This window comes from Niallia sp. MER 6, assembly GCF_023714395.1.
In the GTDB taxonomy this organism is placed as follows: Bacteria; Bacillota; Bacilli; order Bacillales; family Cytobacillaceae; genus Niallia.
The window spans coordinates 59,216-76,631 of the sequence record NZ_JAMAUK010000007.1 but is presented as its reverse complement, the minus strand read 5'-3'; the positions used below and the strand labels follow the sequence as shown (position 1 = coordinate 76,631).

Sequence of the window (17,416 nt, the reverse complement as noted above, 5' to 3'; positions counted from 1 at the left end):
TCCTTTTAGTTTTCATCCAGGCTTTCAATCATGTTTTTCAATACATGCACAGATTGAACACAATCACTAAGCGTTGTCCATTCCTCGGGATTATGGCTAATCCCTTTTCTGCTGCGAGCAAAAATCATCGCAGATGGTACATGCCTTCCTAGAACCATCGCATCATGACCAGCACCGCTTGGTAAAAAGTACGGCTTAATGGCCATTTTTTGCAGTGATTGCTCAAGCAGTTCTTTCATGTCATCTTGTACGAGCATCGGTGAAACTTTCAATGTTTGTTCAAACGTAGTCTTGATTCCATAGCTTTCGGAAATAGCTGCAGCTTTTTCAATTGTAAGAGCAACAAGCGCATCTACTTTGTCTTCATAAATGTCACGAATATCAACAAACAACTCAACTCTGCCGGGAATAACATTGACTCCATTCGGATGAACATGCAGCTTCCCGACTGTCGCAACTGCGGTGGAGCTTACCATTTTAGGCAAGGCAGGAATTGCCGCAAGAAGTTCACCTGCTGCTACTAACGCATCCTTTCTGTCATCCATCGGAGTGTTTCCTGCATGGCCGGCTTCTCCTGATAAAGTGATTTTCAGCCAGCTTGGACCTGCTATTCCCGAAACAATTCCGACTGGAAGATTCTCTTTTTCGAGCCGTTTTCCTTGCTCAATATGGACCTCCACATATGCTTTGATTTTAGATAAGTCCCGTTTTGCTTGAAAGAATGTATCAAGTGACAAGCCGTTATTTTCAATAACTGTTTGAAAATTGGCTCCCTCGCTGTCAACTAAGCTGAGTTGATTTTCAACATCTATGTCACCAGTCATTGCTCTGCTTCCAGTCAGACCGCCATTAAATCTTGCTCCCTCTTCATCTGAGAAGATAATCACTTCGTATGGATGAGTCGGTTTGAACCCAGTTTCCCGCCATGCTTCCACTACCTCTAACGCCGCAAGAACACCTAACGGCCCATCAAAATGCCCCCCGTTTGGAACACTGTCAACATGGGAACCAGATAGAATTGCTGGAAGCTCCTCGTCATTACCTGCCAATCTGCCGATGATATTGCCAGCTTCGTCTTGTTTGACAGATAAACCTGCCTCTGTCATCCAGTTAGCAACAAGCTGTTTTGCTAACTTTTCCTCTGCAGAGAAACCGATTCGGTAAGAACCGTTTTCGTCTGTCAAACCAATCTTTGATAATTCATACAGCCTTTGCGCTATTCTTTTACCTGATATGCCCCCATGATCAAGTGTGTGATCATAGTCAGATAACAGAAGCTCGTCCAGCCTGCTTGCTGCTGTTGTATCCATGCTGTACCCCCTCATAATATGTATCATTATTTAGAAATTGTAGAATAGTTCGACAATTATTAATATATCTAAAGCAGACAAATTAATCGTAAGCTTTTTGTCTGCTTTAGATAATGCATCTTAAAAAATAGCGAATTTTTACAACTTTTAGACTAGTGTTTGCCGATGCCTTTCTTTAAATAGTCAAACAAATAAATAGCAAGCTGCAGTTCAAACATTTCCTTGCCTTCAAGGTGTATGCCTAAAATCTCTTTCACGTTTTGCAGTCTGTACTTAATCGTATTTAAATGCACAAAGCACTGCTTCGCTGTTAACGTCATATTTTGTTTATTCTCCATATATACCGCTAATGTAGACAACAAGTCAGTTCCATTTGTTTTATCATAATCAATTAGCGGACCAATCGTGCTTTTTACATATTCACGAATCTCTTCTGGCTCCTGTTTAATAAACAAGCGATAGATGCCAAGCGATTTATAGGAAAGCACTAGTAAATCCTTACTGTTCGTTTTAATATAGTCGGAACAAATCTTTGCTTCTCTGTAGGAGCTTTGAATCTCCTTAATTTTTAAGAATAGCCTGCCGATGCCGACATGGAAGTCAAAGGATATACTTTCAACAAGTTTATCCTTTAACCCATTAAAGAATAGGCTAAACAGTTCTGTTATTTCCTCTTCTGTTTTTCGGTCATGAATCATAACTAACACATCATATTCCATGTTCTTTTCCGAAACTAATACTTTGTAGGGCAGCTTTTTGATTTCCCGAAACAATAAGCGATGAAAATGCTGCTTCTTTCGATTTAATTCCTCAAACTCAAGGAGCTGATTAGGAATTTGGATATTAATGCATATATATCGATAGTTGTCAGACAGGCCGACAATGCTTTTTTGCGGTCCGGAAAATGAATCCAGCTTCTGACTTAAAAGCTGATCTAATAAGTACCCCTCATATTTATAATAATCAGAGAGCAATCTTTCCTGGCCGATAATTTCCCGCGCGAAAATATTATTGGCAAGGTCAATAGCAAGCAAGTCTAGTGTATCAAGAGAAGCTCGTTCGACGTTAAAGATTGCCAGAATGCCAATAACAATTCTGGCATCTGTTTTAATGGGAATCAGCTTTATTCTCTCTTCTTTACAATATAAACTCCCCTCATTTTGCACCTCATCATTATAAACAGTCATAATCACGTTTCTTTTAGCCGTCCCCATTGCCTCAGCCTGTGTCGAGGAAGAAGAAATAATCTCAAAAAACTCATTATAAACACAAACCTCTTCTTTAATAAGCTGTGTGAGCGTGCCTGTAATTTCTTCTAGACCTTTTTGGTTGATCGAAGCGGTAGCCAATTCAGCATGAATTTTCTTCGATCGCTCTGTATCAGCAAAAAATTTTGCATTTTCAATCGCAATACTGGCCTGAGCGGCGAATGTTTCGAGCAGGAGAAGATGATGGTTTGTGAAATGCACGTTTTCAGAAAAACTGTCAATCGTCAATACACCAATACATTCCTCTTTAGATAAAAGGGGAGCACAAATGGTACTGACAGGATGATAGCGGAGTGCGCCAACAGCCTTTTGAAACAGACTTTTATTATCACCTCTAATATTCTCCATCCCTCTCTCTGTTTCTTTTACATGACTGAATATTTGTCCTTTTTTGCTCAAGAATGTTTTGCCTGTCATGCCTTCCCCAGGATGAAGTTTAATTTCCTGCAAGTATGCTAGTTCAACTCCGACACCATTTTTGGCTATAAGCCTGCCTGTCCGTTTATCATATACAAACAGCAATATAGCATCTGCACCATCTATTACATTTAACGTTTCTTTAATCAGCTGCTGGAGCACCTTGTCCAAATCTAATGTAGATGTTAAGACTTGCGCAGCATTTATTAAGCTCAGTAATTGTCTGTCTTTATTCATGATGATGTATCCTCCAACCATAGCGCTAACTTTGTAAAGCACTAGTTCCTTCTATTATTTTAGAATACATATAGGTTTTCTTACAATATGCTGTTAAAGTAAAAACCGCCTTTTATCTGCCAAGACGGTTTTTTACAAACTAATTATTTTTGAAAGAAGCCAACAAACTGACTAAAGGATACTGCATCCCCAGTAAGCTGAAAACCTGCATTATTTGCCGCATCATTTGGATTTAGAATACCTAATATAATCTCCTTCCAAATAGATGAACTTGTTGCTACCGTTATATCCGGGTTTGTTAAACATCCTTCCTGAATATCGATAATGCCATTGCGGATGACTAAAATATGCTGCTTCTGATCGTCTGTAATGGTAAGGCTTAGGGAAAGCGCTCGATGCTCGCATTTTTCAGGCTGTAGAAGAATCGTCATTTGCTGAAAGAACGCGCGAATGGGCATTTTTTCAGCATAAGCGGAGTGGTTGCTTCGATTGTTTAAAAATGGCACACCGTTTTGCAGCTCTTTCGCTTGAGATAGATAATAAGAACGATTATTCGAGTTATAAGATCTTAGTCCAAGCTCTGTTAACGCACGAATCTTAACTTGCAACGCTTGATCATTTTCAGGCAATAAAGACAGCAGCATGTCCGCTAATTGTGCTGCCCACTGAAATTCACCATTTTCAACAGCATTTGTTGCTTCCTTCAGCAGCCTGTTATTTCCTCCGGCAAGATCCGCCATTTTTTGGGCAAAAGCACGGGAACTTAATTGTTCCAAATTAGAAGCATTGCCGTCAAACCATCCTAAATAACCGCTGTAAATCGCGCGAACGGATTGGGATATGCTGCCATACAGCTCACGCAGTTCTTCGTATGAAGCTAGAGATTCTGGCAAAGAAATTTCCTCCACTAATTCATCAACCGTTTTTCCTGCATTCATCCCGCGTACCGTGCTGTCATGAATATATTGAATTCCATCTCGGTAAATCGTTAATAATTCAGCGATTTTTTCTTTGCCATATACAGGTTCAGTATGACCAAGCACTAAGTATTCGGCTTGCAGCGCGCGCATTTTATCGAGAGAGTATACCCATTGCAGTACTGGCCGTGGGCTTGTTCCTCTGATCGTATACAGATTCGGAAAAGCTGGATAGTAGTTATCCGCACCAAGCAATACCTTTTCCTCTGGTAGCCAAATAAAGATTTGGTCTTCTGTTTCACCAGGAGCGGAAACTAGCTGTATAACAGTGGAGCCAAACTGCAATTTCACCGCATCTTCAAACACTGTGGTTGGCACCATTATTTTTTTTGTGCCGCTTAGTTTTAAAGCAGGTCCTAAACCACTGTATGGATAATGCTCCGGCTGAAGAAAAACGCCAAATTGTCTTGCCCCCCTTATTTCAAGTATACTATTTAACTGGTTATACTGTGTTTGAATAAAATCGAGCGTAAGCTTGTTGGCATAAATTTCTGTTTTATCGTCTGCAAAAACGGAAGCTCCGTTAATATGATCAGGATGACCATGTGTATAAATAACAGCTATGGTTGGCAATGGCGATATTTTATCAAACTCTTTTTTTACTTCGGCAGCCGTTTCTATTCCTTCGGTTGTATCAACAATAATATTTCCTGCATCTGTTACAATTAAAGTCGAATTCGCCAGTCCATATCCAACTGCGCAATAAATATTTTCAGTAACCTTTTCCACTCTTTTCGTAAACCGTTTTGTATGTTCCTGCAAATACATTAATGCTAGTTCTTTCTCATCCTTGCTTACACTATATTTCATCTTATTTCCTCCTATTTTAAATGAATTCCCATATTTTGTTGACCTGGGATTATTTCTTTCTGAGCCGGCCTTGCAAACAATGCAAACAGGACTGCACTAATTATCAGCAGGATTGCCATCGCCTGTATATTTCCGGTAAATCCGGTAAGCGAATCACCAGATGCATCAATCACTTTGCCAAAAATTATTGGCGCAATAATACCTGAGGTTGTCGCTAATCCCATCATAATACCTGACATCAGCCCTTTTCTCTCAGGCATCAAGCTGTTTACAACTTGCGGACCGAGTGTGAAAATAAGCATAATCAGCCCGTTTTCTAAAATTAAAATAAGCGTCATAAGTGCTACAGACTCTGTTATGGTAAAAAAGAAAAATACTATCCCCGCTAACGCTGCACAAATGGATGTAAATAAAACACGGGACAGCCATATATTTTTGCTTCTTTTGAAGATAAAGTCAGAATAAGCGGAGAGTCCGACAGACAAAATTGCTCCTGTCGCACCAGCGGTCGCTTTCATATAGCCCATTACACTTGGTGAGATTCCCTTTACTTCGGTTATGTAAGTTGGACTAAAGACAAGACTGAAGGTAATAACACTATAACCAATAAAGGCAATCATTGTTGTAAATACAAAGGTGGGTGAAAAAATGGTCTTCCTTACATCAGTCCAGACTATTTTGGTTTTTGCAGAAGTTTGTTCTACAGTGTGAGGAGCCTGGAGTCGTCCTAGCCATAACCAGATAAAAACAAACAGCAGGCTCACACCACCTAAAAATAAAAACGTCATTTTCCAGCCTGTTTGAGTGATAAGCCAGATTAAAATCGGAACAGAGACAGCTTTTCCGACTGTATTTCCTAAATTTAGAATCGAAATAGCAAACCCTCTTGATTCTGGGGCAAACCATTTGCTAAGATGGCTGACAGCTGTTGCAAAAAACGGCCCTTCACCAGCACCTAGTAACACACGAGTCATAATTAAAAACGGTAATCCTGCGGCAAACACTGTGACGGACTGGGCTATAGTCCAAATGATTGCCATAATCAGCAGCATCTTTTCTGTCCCAAACCGATCAGACAGAGCCGCTCCGACAATACCAGCAACAGAAAACAGCCAAAAGAATGAACTGCCCACAATGCCCCACTGCTCATAATTGAGCTGCAAATCATTCATGATAGGAACGGCTGATAAGCCAATCACTGTTTTGTCTGCGAAATTAATGACAGCCAGTAAAAACACAGCCCCTAAAATCAACCAACGCATAACTCCTTCCTCCTTTGAAGCATAATCGACAGCAATTTATGGAATCTCCCTTCTACTAATTCCGAGTAAACCATTAAGAAAAGATTGAATAAATTATATAATGTAGTTTATGATTAATAAAATTAAACTTTTTGAAGGTAAGGTAAGGAAAACTTATAGAAGGTGGGAGTCTATGAAGATTGAACAGCTTGAATATGTACTCGAAGTTGCAAAATCAGGAGCAATTTCCAAAGCATCAGAAAACCTGCATGTCACACAATCAGCTGTGAGCCAATCAATCACTGCTCTTGAAAAAGAACTGGGTGTTGTTTTGTTTCACCGTGCCAGAACAGGAACATTGCCTACCATACAAGGCAAAAAAGTAATTCAAAAGGCAGTGGAAATTTTATTAAAAGTAGAGGAATTACGCGAAGAAATAAAAGAGGACTCAAAAGATGTTCAAGGGAAGCTAACATTTGCTTCCATCCCAATCTATATGCCCTATTTACTGGAGCCGCTCGCAGCCTTTAAAGCGGATTATCCAAATGTAGAGATTGAGATTATGGAGCAGGAAACACATGAAATAATCAACGATATTACCCGTTTTGAACTGGACATTGGACTGATAACACTACATGATGGTCTAAAGGATAAAATGGAAAATCTTGATTTTCAGCTTCTAAATAAAGGGGAAATGAAGGTATTCGCACATAAAGATTCGGCCATTTCTGTTAATGATAGCATTGAGCCACAAGCACTCATTAATGAAACGATTGTTATGTATGACGGAGATTATGTAAAATGGTTTGTTCAAAACTTTATTGCTGAATTTGGAAGCTTACAAATATTGTTTACATCGAATAATACGGATGTCATTAAAAAGGCCGTCATTCAAAACATGGCTATCACCTTCTCACCAGAGCTTTACAAGGAAGGAGATACTCTCCTTGTTAATCAAAACGCTATAAAAAAAATGAACATTCTGAATCACCAGCCTGTACATATCGCTTTTGGTTTTGTATATCCTAAGAAGAAGACTCCATCATTGCTTGCTAGAAAATTCATGAAATATATAGAATCAGCAATGTCTGCTAAAAAAAAAAACACCACTCCATAATGGAGTGATGCAGGATTCAATTATTTTGCAAACGTATGGTTACCAATTTTGATTGTCACTTGACGTGAGAAAATCCAATCACTTGTAGATGTTTTTGGGTTATAGAAAAACAGAGAACCTTGTCCGTAGCCTCTTGAAGCAATTGCTTCTGTTACTGCCTTTTTCGACTCTGCATCTGCAGACTCATTTATTGCTCCATTTTGCACAGGTGTGAAGGCATAATAGCCATTGTCTTTTTGGTAGATTACATCTTTAATAGTATCAGGGAAATCTTTGTTATCCAATCTGTTTAAAATAACCGTTGCCACAGCGACTTTCCCTGCATATGGCTCACCTTTAGCTTCTGCAGATACAAGACGTGCCATTAGATCTTTATCAGCTGCTGAGATAGTAGAGTTAGGAATAGTCAGCGATTGACCAGGAATAAGCATGTTGCTTGTAGCATCGTTTGCGCTTTTTATGCTGTTTGCTGAAACACCAAATTTATTTGCAAGAATCCAATAAGTTTCGCCACTTTGGACAACATGATTGGTGGCGGCTTTAGACTGCGTATTAAACCCAAATAAGGAAAGGGCTACTGTTGAAACAATAAGTAGTTTCTTTAAGTTTTTCATAGATTGTTAACCTCCTAGAATCATTCTTTAATACTCTAGTAGGTTAACAGATGTCATATATATATTCATGTGCCAAAATATTACACATGAAAAGAAAAATGCTCGATATCTTGCTGGATAAGTGGTCCGCTCTTTTAAAAAGGCAGGCATTACCAGAAATAATAGCTTCTCTTTCTCTTCTAAGCTCTTTTATTACACTATTATTTCGAAATTGTTGCATCGTTTATTCGTTATTTGCTTATATAAACAGATTTAAAATGCTCTACCGTTGGAAAAGGATCATAATAATGGTGAAGCAGCTTTTTCCAGTTCTCATACTCTGCTGATTGCCTAAACCCGATTGTGTGATCTTCAAGCGTCTGCCACCTGACCAACAGCAAGTATTTGCCCACATCTTCCATACAGCGCTGCAATTCATGCTCTATATAGCCTTTTTTGCTTGCAATAATGCTCGATGCTTCAGCAAATGCTTGTTCAAACTCCGACTCCATTCCTTCTTTCACGTTAAGCATGGCTGCTTCCAATATCATTCTTACTGCCCCCAAATTTATTTTAAGTAATTGTGTACTATTCTCTGTGCCTTTCAAGAATCCCTGCACTGATGAGGGGGAAAATATTAAAAGGAAGAGACCCTGTTTTGATATGGTTATAAAAAAAGCAGTTTTAGTAGAAAAAAACACTGAGGTAAAATTCAGTGCTTTTAGTGATAATACTGGCTAGTCTGCTCAAGCCATGGATGTAAATGTCTTGGCAATTCTTCCTTCCTTGCTAGCAAGCGTTCAAGTGCTTGTTTACCAGACAGTTTGTTTTTTTCTATATAGAAGCCTGCAATGGCCAGTTCACAGTCAAATCTATAATCATGAACCGTATAATCGACAAACAGCAGATCGTTTGCTGGGAACGGAATTGATTTCCCTTCTGCTGCAAATAAATAGGCAAGCTGATAATTTTTTAATTCTCGATGAATCCGAGCGAGGTGATAAATGGCTTCACCTCTTGATGGTCTATACATCCATGCTTGCTGCAATCGAAATAAAGATAATGCCAGCAATTCTTCCCGCTTAAGATTTACAGAGGAGCGGTTCGCGAGTTGTTCATAAGCAAGACCAATTTTCAGCATGCTGTAATACACTTCCTCCTGCCAGCCGCCTTCTGCTATTCGCTTTTTATACCATTCAATTGCGTTGGAGTAATCCTGCAAATCATAATAAGTTTGTGCTAAATAGAACATATATCTTTGCCAAAGCGGCTTTTGGTTCTCGTCTTGTACAGCCTCTTCGAGCAATCTTTTGTCTCTTTCAAACTTATCTTGTTTGCTTCCGCCATCTTCCTTATCAAGAATAAAAATATTCTCAAGCTTTCCAACAGTTCCTGTGGCAGGAGATTCTTTCAGCTCCCAGTACTCATGTGTCACACCGACGCATTCCCATGAACGTTTTGCATGGATAAGCCGCGTGTTCCAATACTTTAAATCTTGATTCATCTGCATGATTAAATATTGGTCACTTTTTAAGTTATTTACATGAAATGCAAGGGAATTCTGCAGGATCATATCTGCATCCAATAATAAAAGATAATCAGAGTCTGGATAGGCACCTTGTGCCAGATTCACAGACAGTGTTCGGTTATATCCGAAGTTTTGAAATGGAGTATGATGAATCGTACATTCTTTGCCATTATCTTTTGCCCAGTTTTTGATAATTTTAACCGTGTCGTCTGTCGAACCTGTATCACAGATGGAGAGAGAATCAATAATCGCTTCAGCTGAATCTAGGCATCTTGTGATTATTTTAGACTCATTTTTAACAATCATACAAAGTGTAATGCTTTTCGTGAATGCTTCCAATCCCATTTCCTCCTTCAAAGTATCCGCTCCTTTGTCGCTTATATTAAAATATGAACGTTACCTTTTTTCGGAAGTGCTATTATCCTAGCTGTGCTCTAAAGTTGATGGTGAAATCGCTCTCATTTATAATTCAACTTAGGCTCATGGGACATTCTGTAATGTACGTGAACTAACCATAAAGGGGGAAAAATCATGAGAACAATGAAGCTTGGATCAAGCAATTTAGAGGTGCCAGTTGTCTCTGTCGGCTGTATGCGCATCAATTCGCTTGAAGCAAAAGAAGCGGAGCATTTTATTCAAACTGCATTAGAGCAAGGAGCTAATTTTTTTGATCATGCAGATATATATGGCGGCGGAAGCTGTGAGGAGATTTTCGCTGACGCTATACATATGAGTCCTACTGTTCGAGAAAATATTATTTTGCAATCCAAATGCGGAATTCGCAAGGGAATGTTTGATTTTTCCAAAGACCATATCCTCCAATCTGTTGATGGCATCTTACAACGATTAAACACAGAATATCTTGATATTCTTCTTTTACATCGTCCTGATACACTTGTTGAACCAGAAGAAGTAGCAGAAGCTTTTGATATCCTGGAAAGCTCAGGAAAAGTCCGTCATTTTGGTGTATCCAATCAAAATCCAATGCAAATTCAACTATTGCAAAAGTATGTAAAACAACCGATTGTTGCGAATCAGCTTCAATTAAGCATCACAAATTCGACCATGATTTCGAGCGGTTTTAACGTCAATATGGAAAACGAATCGGCCATTAACAGAGACGGCGGAATTCTCGATTTTTGCCGTCTTCATGATATTACTATTCAGCCTTGGTCACCATTCCAATATGGATTTTTTGAAGGCGTATTTTTGGACAATGAAAAATTCCCAGAATTAAATCAAAAAATTAATGAAATTGCAAAAAAATACAATGTCAGCAATACTACTATTGCAATTGCATGGCTGTTACGTCATCCAGCGAAAATGCAGCCAGTGATTGGAACAATGAATCAATCAAGATTGCAGGACTGTATAAAAGCGAGCGATATCACTTTAACTCGTGAAGAATGGTATGAAATTTTCCGCGCAGCAGGAAACATACTTCCATAAATAAAAAATGCAGCTTCCAATCGGAAGCTGCATTTTTTAGGAACGTGGTGCAAACAAAATGATACCAGCACCTAGCAGACAGATACAGGCACCAATCCAATCATAAAAATCGGGTGTTTTTTTATCGACACCCCATCCCCAGAGCACAGACAGAATAATAAACACTCCGCCGTAAGCCGCATAAACCTTGCCGAAGGACGGAAATGTTTGAAAGGTGGCAATAACGCCGTAAAGTATAAGTGCTATCGCTCCAATCAAGCCGAAGGAAAGGGGCTTGCCTTCCCTTAACCATAGCCAAATGAGATAGCCGCCGCCAATTTCTGCCAAGCCTGCAATAATAAACATCAGCATGGAATAGAACATAAATGAATAACTCCTAATAAATAATGGTACTTACTCCTTGCCAAATCGTACCATAGCTGCTGCAAAACCTCTATAAAAAACCATAATTTTATGTAATAAGACACTGATTAATTAACTATCTTATAAACACCATCTTTTTTATATTTCGTGCAAATAAAACAAAAACCACATCCCAGTCGGAATGCAGCAGCAGCGATACAAGTTATTCGGGATTAGAATTCTCCTCTTCGTTGGAGTCTGCGAGAATTTTTTTAATTTCTCCAATATCACCTTTAGCATTGATAATTTCAAAAATTTGATTCAATCCTTCGCTCGTTGTATCCTCGTTTTTACTCATATTCACCCTCCTTTTTACCGATATTGTTCGCTTGCAGCCACCAATTTATGTAATCATAATATTATTTTAATATATTACGTCAAAAAACCTTAAAAGAAACGTTAGTCCCCGTTCTTTTAAGGCAAAAACACAATAGTGATAACAATAGTTCAAGGCATTGTTCTTATGTTATCTATATTTATATCGTCTAAAATGAAGTTTTTTACACTAGGAAAAATTATCCTTATACAATTTTAGTTAGAACGAAAAAAGGCAAGCATATGACTCCAAGCAGTTTTCGCACTATCTATATTGAAACTTTTAGAAAACGGATCACAAAAACCGTGCTTTCCAGTCAACTTAACCTGCTTTACTTCTTTTTTTACTAAAATATCCATCAAGCTAGTAACATCAAACGACTGTTCTTCTTCCGGAAAAACTAGCAAAACAGGACATTTAGGCACAAGTTCTGTATAGTCTCTAATTCTCGATCCATAAAGGCACACCGCTCCATCAATGTCTGCAGTGCTCGAGGAGGCTAACCATGCGGCCGTCGCACCAACACTAAAGCCGACGATAAAAATCTGCTTATATTCCCTTCTATTTTCTGAAGCAAGTTTACATAAACTTGCTCTACTATCTAAAAAGCTGCAGTTAGTATGGAAATGGTGATATGCTTCCTTTTCCTCCGAATAAGAAAAAGCTAGCGGTTCTTTCAACAGATTAGGACATACGACATCAAATCCTGCTTGTGCTACCTGCTCACAAAACGATTTTATATGCTCATTTATTCCATAAATCTCATGTGCAACTATGATTAGATTAGGTTGATTTTGGATGATTTTTATCATTTGGTTCTCCTCGGATTATTCCACTAAACTTTTGAGTCTGCGTTTTTTATAGTCTGTAATACCAATAAGAATGATGGAAGCTAAAAGAATGACCGCTCCTAATATATTTAGTGAAGTTAAAGGAACAGGAAAGAATGGATAAGAAACGATTGCGAGAATAACTGGACTGGCAGCTCTCATGATGTTTGCAATGGAAAAACGGATTCGCTTCAATGCCTCATATAAAAACAAGGTTCCTAAAAACCCTGTCATCAGAGAAGCGGCAGCGGTAAGAGAAACACTTTGAGCAGACACTTGCCAGCTTACAGGAAAAATCAGCAGATAGAGTGCAAGAAGAAAAAATGTCCACAGGCTGTTTGTAAACAGAATCGAGTTAGAATTCCTGCCTTTCTCCATTCGCCATTTTATAAGGACATTGCATAAAGCAAAGAAGAACGTATACAGGAGAGCGCAAATGACTCCTGCAACTGACAGACTTCCGCTGTCTTTAGGTGTAATAAACAGGAAGGTTCCGGCAACAGCAAGGAGAACGAGCATCCATTCTGTTTTTGAGATTTTTTCTCTTAACAAAACAAATGAAAGCAAAACAGCAAATACTGTGTAAAATCGGCCCAGAAAACCGACTTGTACAGGTGAAAGCAAACTTAAGCTCACATACATAAATAAGACACCGAGCACATTGCAGACAGACAACAAGGTCATATCTTTTGAAACATAAAACTTAACTGGTTCTTTACGAAGCATTCCCCAAATAAAACTCGCAATTACAATTGTGCATGCATTAATAAATGCAGCAGCACTGGCTGAAATGGTTTGCAAGCCAAACTTTGCAATTAAAGGCCCAACCCCCATCATTAATATAGAAGCTATATTATAACCATATCCTTTCACACATTTTTTCCTCCTCTGCTAAAAATAGACGGGCTGTTTACGTACAAGTCCTTTAAAAAATAGTATTCAATTAAGAAAAAAACGTTCGAGAAAACGCTATCATTTATACCTATTCTAACGCCTTAAGTCTCAGGAGTGGCAGCGGAAAAATCCAGCTGTCATTTAGACAGCTGGATTTTATGTATCTGTGCTTATCTCATCCCATGTTTGATCCATGTAATGAACAAGCCAGTTTAAGGCATAATGCCTTTCATAAACAACTCCCTCATCAAAGACAGCAGGAATTTCGGTTCCGTTTAGCTGTGCATCACGGACTGCCCAATGAGCACGATAAATAAAATCAAGCTCATCCAATATCATGCTCTTTGGTTTAAGTTCGGCCTTATGAAGAAGCTCTGTCCGCGAGCTTTCCAGGATCATTTCCAACAACAGATCTACATCACATGTTTGATCAGGCATTCCTAATTCCGGAACGAGATCAATGGACCACATCAAAATCCAAATACATTCAAGCTTCCAAGAAAAATTAATTTTAGCTTGCTCTGGCAAGATCGCTGCCATCATAAACTGACGTTCTTCGTTTGTAAACAAAGCAGCAGCCTGAAATTCTTCCGTTGTTTCCTCCAAAAAATCATCAGGTGCTCCCAGTGCCTTAGCAGCGGCTATAGTCAAAGGAATTATGCGGTCTACAATCTCTTCTTTAGTACGAACTTCTGTATATTGCTCTGCCTCGACATAGGGCAGGTGCTTATTAACAGGCACAGATAATCTTTGCAATTGCTCTTCTGATTTTCTTTTGCGGAGCATATGGCTGGTCATCATCCACCAACTTTCTTTCATCAAAAAATTTATTCTATGTACATTACGTACCCAATAAATAATTCGACAGTAACAGACCATTTCCTTTTTTTACTTGAATCAAATATAGATAACTGACTTATGAATAATTAGTGCTGATTAATGAAAATATATTCAAGTAGATAAAAGATTAAGACCTGATTTTTTATAGGTGATGGGAGTTTTCATATGCATCTTCTGCTATCCATTATTCTTATATCAATCTGCTTTTTCAGAAAAGATTGGAAGAAAATCCACCACTATCATCTTTCCATCCTGTATGTTATCATCTGTGACTTATTATATAATCTACTTTGCGCAGACAAGCTCCTATGGAAATACAATCCTGATTTCTTTCATGATTATCCTGTTCTTGTTGACATCTTGCACAGTTTTATAAATCTGCCGTCCATAACGCTTTTATTCTTGGCTAATTACCCTAATAAAAGAGGATACTTCAGACAAATTAAATATATTTTACAATGGATTGCTGGTTCATTAGTAATTGAATCACTTTTTCTATATTTTAATCGTATTGAATTAATAAACGGCTATAAGGCGTGGATGGAAATACTTTTTTACACGGTTATGTATGTAATGCTTCGTCTCCATCATCTACGGCCGTTGGTAAGCTATCTTCTCTCAGCTGTTATTATTATCTTTTTGTTATTGTTTTTTAAGATTCCTTTAACATCATAAAAACAGTCTTTATAGCTAATATTCTTCCAGAATTTATTATACATGCTTCCTTCAAAAACCGTACATGATATAGTCAAGGAGGTGAATCACAATGGCAAATCGCAGTAATGGTAATAGCAGCAACAATCTTCTTGTACCTGGTGCTGAGTCCGCACTAGAACAAATGAAGTATGAGATTGCACAAGAGTTTGGTGTTCAACTTGGCGCAGAAACAGTAGCTCGTGCCAATGGTTCTGTTGGTGGAGAAATTACAAAACGTCTTGTTGCAACAGCTCAATCACAATTGGCTGGTCAATCTGGCAACGTAATTCGCTAACAACTTCATATAATGGAATAAGGCTATCTTCTAATATGGAAGATAGCCTTTTTTATATTCAACTTTATTAAAGCTCCATTTTAGGAGGTTCTTCCATCCATCCTTTTTCCATCATCAGTTTGGCACCCTCCATCGTATACTCAAATGCATCCTTTGCAAAGATTGCAGACTTGGCAATAACGTCATTTCGCAGGATAAATGCAGAGCTGAAACCTTGCCCGCCAATGCTGAACCCGCCTAATAAATATGTACAATATAGCATCAGTCTTTCAGAAAACGGTGCTTCTGTTGAAGAAGTTAGTAGCCCGCCAGGTAATGTTGGAGAAGGGATATTGTTTTCCACTAATATTTTTTCTGTTCCTTGCAGAATTTCTTCTGATAGCTGCTGACCTTTAGTAAAATATTGTTTTGCTTCTTTATCTGTAGAACATTGAGCAAATGCTTTCATCAGCTGCATACCAAACAGATTTGTTTCAACAGAATGATGCAGCAGTCCATACTCCACTGTGTTTAACTGTCTTTTTTGGCCGAGAAGATTCGTTCCTTTCATATAGGACGTATCACTGATGAAATCAACGGAATTTGGCATTTTAATTGTAGTTGGCAGCTGCAAAAACTCCTTGGCCAGCAAGTAATCAGTGAAATGCCGGTAATACATATGCGTTAATTCCGTCAACTCTCTGTAAAAGTTGATTATTTCATCTCGATAGGAAATGGTTGTATGAAGAACATACATCCCCATGCTAATCTCCTTTAATATCCGGCAAAACATTACATCAAAACCATTCGTGAAAAGAGCAGGTGCATGTTCATTGATATCTTCTTTAGTAAAGCCGCTTGGTAGAGCAGCACCGCCGTCTTTAATCATGATTTCCATTTCTTCTACTTTCTTTTCCAGCTTTTCGTATAACCCGGACATCAAGCTTTTCGCCTTATTGTCTTCAGCATGCTGGATAAGATGCTCTAAAATCCGTAAAATCATTGTTTTCTTATGTTTGGTTGTCCATAATGCTCCAAGTTCGACAGAGGTCAATAGATCATTTTTCATCTGTTTTATGCTCCTTCAAAACACTTGAGAAATTTAGTTCGGTAGCATTAGTATTTGCTGGGAAACCAATTCTATACCATAATATTCATATATAACCAGAAAATATTTAATCTAAAAGCAGCTTTTATTTCCATTCGCTTTAAAACCATTTCCAAGCTTTTTAACAGCCCACACATGATGGGCATGATGCAGATATTTCTCACAATCTTCGATATCAAGCCATTTAGTAGTATAATCCTGTTCAAGTGGTTTTTTCTTTTGTGCAGTCAGAGCAGCATAATAAAAGTGCCCGTCATTATGGATAGGAGCACCACTTGGAGAAAGAAAATACAAATCAGCACGTCCGATGTATTGAGCATTTGCTATTGTAAAGCCAGTTTCCTCCAGCAGCTCTCTTTCTAAACACTGCAGATTCGTTTCACCCTCTCTTGTTCCCCCACCAGGCAGGAAATAATGACCGCGAGGATTTATAACTGTAAGCAAGCTTCCATCTTTAATTATGACTGCATATACAGCTTTACGGTACCGATACTTTAATGTTGAGTTGCGAGCACCAAATATTACTCCCATTTAACATCACTCCTTATATCATTTAACTTTCTATATTGTGATGTCTGCCCATGACAATTGTGCTGTAAAAACGTCCATCAGCTAATCGTTTATCATTCTTTAATATTCCTTCTACTTCAAAGCCGTGCTTCGTATACATGCTGATCGCTTTCTGATTTGTCTCAAGTACAGACAATGATAGCTTTTTTAATGGGATGCTATCAGCCCACTCGATTGTGCTCTTCAATAAAAGTGTGCCAATTCCGCAACCCCAAAATTCCTTTAACACACAGATCCCAAATTCAGCACGATGGGTTGTTCTTTTAAGCGCGCCGCCCTCGCATCTTGAAAAACCGACAAGCCTACCAGCCGTCTCAGCAACCAAAAACAAGCTGTTATTCGCAATAGTATCCTCATTTATCACTTTCTTAAATGCTGCTTCATCCAAAAAGGCCTCTCCCTTTTCTCTATCCATATTTTCCGTTTCTCCGTCAATCTGCAGCCGCAAATTTGATAAGCTTGCTGCATCCTTTTCTTCTGCTGTTCTAATCGAAAAAGCTAGATTATTTCGTTCATATTGCTTTTCAGCTAGTTTCATT

General features: G+C 38.5%; 19 protein-coding genes. 4 read left to right on the top strand and 15 right to left on the bottom strand.

Annotated elements, in window-relative coordinates; translation table 11 throughout:
- Positions 1-5: 5 nt before the first annotated feature.
- From M3600_RS11480 to M3600_RS11465, 4 genes are all read right to left on the bottom strand, one after another.
- Entirely contained in the window at positions 6-1,310 is a 1,305-nt protein-coding gene (locus tag M3600_RS11480) for a Zn-dependent hydrolase (protein WP_251646039.1), read from the bottom strand.
- A gap of 152 nt (positions 1,311-1,462) precedes the next feature.
- Positions 1,463-3,232, bottom strand: coding sequence for a helix-turn-helix domain-containing protein (locus M3600_RS11475; RefSeq protein WP_251646037.1), 1,770 nt, complete (start codon positions 3,230-3,232; stop codon positions 1,463-1,465).
- 143 nt (positions 3,233-3,375) lie between these two features.
- Complete coding sequence (locus M3600_RS11470) at positions 3,376-5,019, bottom strand: alkyl sulfatase dimerization domain-containing protein (protein ID WP_251646035.1); 1,644 nt, start codon at positions 5,017-5,019, stop codon at positions 3,376-3,378.
- An 11-nt stretch (positions 5,020-5,030) separates the two neighbouring features.
- Positions 5,031-6,281 carry an MFS transporter gene (locus tag M3600_RS11465; RefSeq protein ID WP_251646027.1) on the bottom strand — a complete coding sequence of 417 codons (1,251 nt, stop codon included), beginning with the start codon at positions 6,279-6,281 and terminating at the stop codon, positions 5,031-5,033.
- A 172-nt stretch (positions 6,282-6,453) separates the two neighbouring features.
- Between M3600_RS11465 and M3600_RS11460 the strand changes: the two genes are divergently transcribed.
- Positions 6,454-7,377 (top strand): LysR family transcriptional regulator, encoded by a 924-nt coding sequence (locus tag M3600_RS11460; protein WP_251646025.1) that lies wholly within the window; start codon positions 6,454-6,456, stop codon positions 7,375-7,377.
- A gap of 20 nt (positions 7,378-7,397) precedes the next feature.
- Here M3600_RS11460 and M3600_RS11455 read toward each other — a convergent pair whose 3' ends face one another.
- From M3600_RS11455 to M3600_RS11445, 3 genes are all read right to left on the bottom strand, one after another.
- Positions 7,398-7,991, bottom strand: a complete 594-nt coding sequence (locus tag M3600_RS11455; protein ID WP_233313807.1) for a cell wall hydrolase — start codon at positions 7,989-7,991, stop codon at positions 7,398-7,400.
- A 230-nt stretch (positions 7,992-8,221) separates the two neighbouring features.
- Positions 8,222-8,521, bottom strand: a complete 300-nt coding sequence (locus M3600_RS11450; protein ID WP_233313806.1) for an antibiotic biosynthesis monooxygenase family protein — start codon at positions 8,519-8,521, stop codon at positions 8,222-8,224.
- A gap of 170 nt (positions 8,522-8,691) precedes the next feature.
- Positions 8,692-9,843 carry a tetratricopeptide repeat-containing glycosyltransferase gene (locus tag M3600_RS11445; protein WP_233314751.1) on the bottom strand — a complete coding sequence of 384 codons (1,152 nt, stop codon included), beginning with the start codon at positions 9,841-9,843 and terminating at the stop codon, positions 8,692-8,694.
- Between the two features lie 186 nt (positions 9,844-10,029).
- Here M3600_RS11445 and M3600_RS11440 point away from each other — a divergent pair, with 186 nt between their 5' ends.
- Positions 10,030-10,947 carry an aldo/keto reductase gene (locus M3600_RS11440; protein WP_233313805.1) on the top strand — a complete coding sequence of 306 codons (918 nt, stop codon included), beginning with the start codon at positions 10,030-10,032 and terminating at the stop codon, positions 10,945-10,947.
- Positions 10,948-10,983: 36 nt separating this feature from the next.
- Here the strand turns inward: M3600_RS11440 and M3600_RS11435 are convergent, their stop codons facing one another.
- From M3600_RS11435 to M3600_RS11420, 5 genes are all read right to left on the bottom strand, one after another.
- Positions 10,984-11,310, bottom strand: a complete 327-nt coding sequence (locus M3600_RS11435; RefSeq protein ID WP_251646024.1) for a YnfA family protein — start codon at positions 11,308-11,310, stop codon at positions 10,984-10,986.
- A 202-nt stretch (positions 11,311-11,512) separates the two neighbouring features.
- On the bottom strand, positions 11,513-11,647 hold the full coding sequence (locus M3600_RS28935) for a hypothetical protein (protein WP_267913278.1): 135 nt from the start codon (positions 11,645-11,647) through the stop codon (positions 11,513-11,515).
- Between the two features lie 233 nt (positions 11,648-11,880).
- Positions 11,881-12,477 (bottom strand): dienelactone hydrolase family protein, encoded by a 597-nt coding sequence (locus tag M3600_RS11430; RefSeq protein ID WP_251646023.1) that lies wholly within the window; start codon positions 12,475-12,477, stop codon positions 11,881-11,883.
- 15 nt (positions 12,478-12,492) lie between these two features.
- Positions 12,493-13,368 (bottom strand): DMT family transporter, encoded by an 876-nt coding sequence (locus tag M3600_RS11425; protein WP_233313802.1) that lies wholly within the window; start codon positions 13,366-13,368, stop codon positions 12,493-12,495.
- 177 nt (positions 13,369-13,545) lie between these two features.
- Positions 13,546-14,208 carry a DUF4272 domain-containing protein gene (locus tag M3600_RS11420; RefSeq protein WP_233313801.1) on the bottom strand — a complete coding sequence of 221 codons (663 nt, stop codon included), beginning with the start codon at positions 14,206-14,208 and terminating at the stop codon, positions 13,546-13,548.
- A gap of 186 nt (positions 14,209-14,394) precedes the next feature.
- Here M3600_RS11420 and M3600_RS11415 point away from each other — a divergent pair, with 186 nt between their 5' ends.
- Positions 14,395-14,904: a CBO0543 family protein gene (locus M3600_RS11415; RefSeq protein WP_251646022.1), complete on the top strand. Its 510-nt coding sequence runs from the start codon at positions 14,395-14,397 to the stop codon at positions 14,902-14,904.
- 91 nt (positions 14,905-14,995) lie between these two features.
- Positions 14,996-15,220 (top strand): alpha/beta-type small acid-soluble spore protein, encoded by a 225-nt coding sequence (locus tag M3600_RS11410; protein WP_233313799.1) that lies wholly within the window; start codon positions 14,996-14,998, stop codon positions 15,218-15,220.
- Between the two features lie 67 nt (positions 15,221-15,287).
- Here M3600_RS11410 and M3600_RS11405 read toward each other — a convergent pair whose 3' ends face one another.
- The 3 genes from M3600_RS11405 to M3600_RS11395 form a co-directional block, all read right to left on the bottom strand.
- Positions 15,288-16,268, bottom strand: coding sequence for a DUF3231 family protein (locus tag M3600_RS11405; protein ID WP_251646021.1), 981 nt, complete (start codon positions 16,266-16,268; stop codon positions 15,288-15,290).
- Positions 16,269-16,379: 111 nt separating this feature from the next.
- The gene (locus M3600_RS11400) at positions 16,380-16,838 is read right to left on the bottom strand and encodes an NUDIX domain-containing protein (RefSeq protein ID WP_251646020.1); all 459 of its coding nucleotides are present in this window, start codon (positions 16,836-16,838) and stop codon (positions 16,380-16,382) included.
- Positions 16,839-16,860: 22 nt separating this feature from the next.
- Positions 16,861-17,415: a GNAT family N-acetyltransferase gene (locus M3600_RS11395; protein WP_237941449.1), complete on the bottom strand. Its 555-nt coding sequence runs from the start codon at positions 17,413-17,415 to the stop codon at positions 16,861-16,863.
- Position 17,416 lies beyond the last annotated feature (1 nt).

Excerpts from the sequence above, each read along its gene's own strand:
- M3600_RS11480 (WP_251646039.1), bottom strand. The coding sequence starts at position 1,310 with ATGGATACAACAGCAGCAAGCAGGCTGGACGAGCTTCTGTTATCTGAC.
- M3600_RS11430 (WP_251646023.1), bottom strand. The coding sequence starts at position 12,477 with ATGATAAAAATCATCCAAAATCAACCTAATCTAATCATAGTTGCACAT.
- M3600_RS11420 (WP_233313801.1), bottom strand. The coding sequence starts at position 14,208 with ATGAAAGAAAGTTGGTGGATGATGACCAGCCATATGCTCCGCAAAAGA.
- M3600_RS11445 (WP_233314751.1), bottom strand. The coding sequence starts at position 9,843 with ATGGGATTGGAAGCATTCACGAAAAGCATTACACTTTGTATGATTGTT.
- M3600_RS11470 (WP_251646035.1), bottom strand. The coding sequence starts at position 5,019 with ATGAAATATAGTGTAAGCAAGGATGAGAAAGAACTAGCATTAATGTAT.
- M3600_RS11415 (WP_251646022.1), top strand. The coding sequence starts at position 14,395 with ATGCATCTTCTGCTATCCATTATTCTTATATCAATCTGCTTTTTCAGA.
- M3600_RS11395 (WP_237941449.1), bottom strand. The coding sequence starts at position 17,415 with ATGAAACTAGCTGAAAAGCAATATGAACGAAATAATCTAGCTTTTTCG.
- M3600_RS11405 (WP_251646021.1), bottom strand. The coding sequence starts at position 16,268 with ATGAAAAATGATCTATTGACCTCTGTCGAACTTGGAGCATTATGGACA.
- M3600_RS11400 (WP_251646020.1), bottom strand. The coding sequence starts at position 16,838 with ATGGGAGTAATATTTGGTGCTCGCAACTCAACATTAAAGTATCGGTAC.
- M3600_RS28935 (WP_267913278.1), bottom strand. The coding sequence starts at position 11,647 with ATGAGTAAAAACGAGGATACAACGAGCGAAGGATTGAATCAAATTTTT.
- M3600_RS11465 (WP_251646027.1), bottom strand. The coding sequence starts at position 6,281 with ATGCGTTGGTTGATTTTAGGGGCTGTGTTTTTACTGGCTGTCATTAAT.
- M3600_RS11450 (WP_233313806.1), bottom strand. The coding sequence starts at position 8,521 with ATGATATTGGAAGCAGCCATGCTTAACGTGAAAGAAGGAATGGAGTCG.
- M3600_RS11435 (WP_251646024.1), bottom strand. The coding sequence starts at position 11,310 with ATGTTCTATTCCATGCTGATGTTTATTATTGCAGGCTTGGCAGAAATT.
- M3600_RS11410 (WP_233313799.1), top strand. The coding sequence starts at position 14,996 with ATGGCAAATCGCAGTAATGGTAATAGCAGCAACAATCTTCTTGTACCT.
- M3600_RS11460 (WP_251646025.1), top strand. The coding sequence starts at position 6,454 with ATGAAGATTGAACAGCTTGAATATGTACTCGAAGTTGCAAAATCAGGA.
- M3600_RS11455 (WP_233313807.1), bottom strand. The coding sequence starts at position 7,991 with ATGAAAAACTTAAAGAAACTACTTATTGTTTCAACAGTAGCCCTTTCC.
- M3600_RS11475 (WP_251646037.1), bottom strand. The coding sequence starts at position 3,232 with ATGAATAAAGACAGACAATTACTGAGCTTAATAAATGCTGCGCAAGTC.
- M3600_RS11440 (WP_233313805.1), top strand. The coding sequence starts at position 10,030 with ATGAGAACAATGAAGCTTGGATCAAGCAATTTAGAGGTGCCAGTTGTC.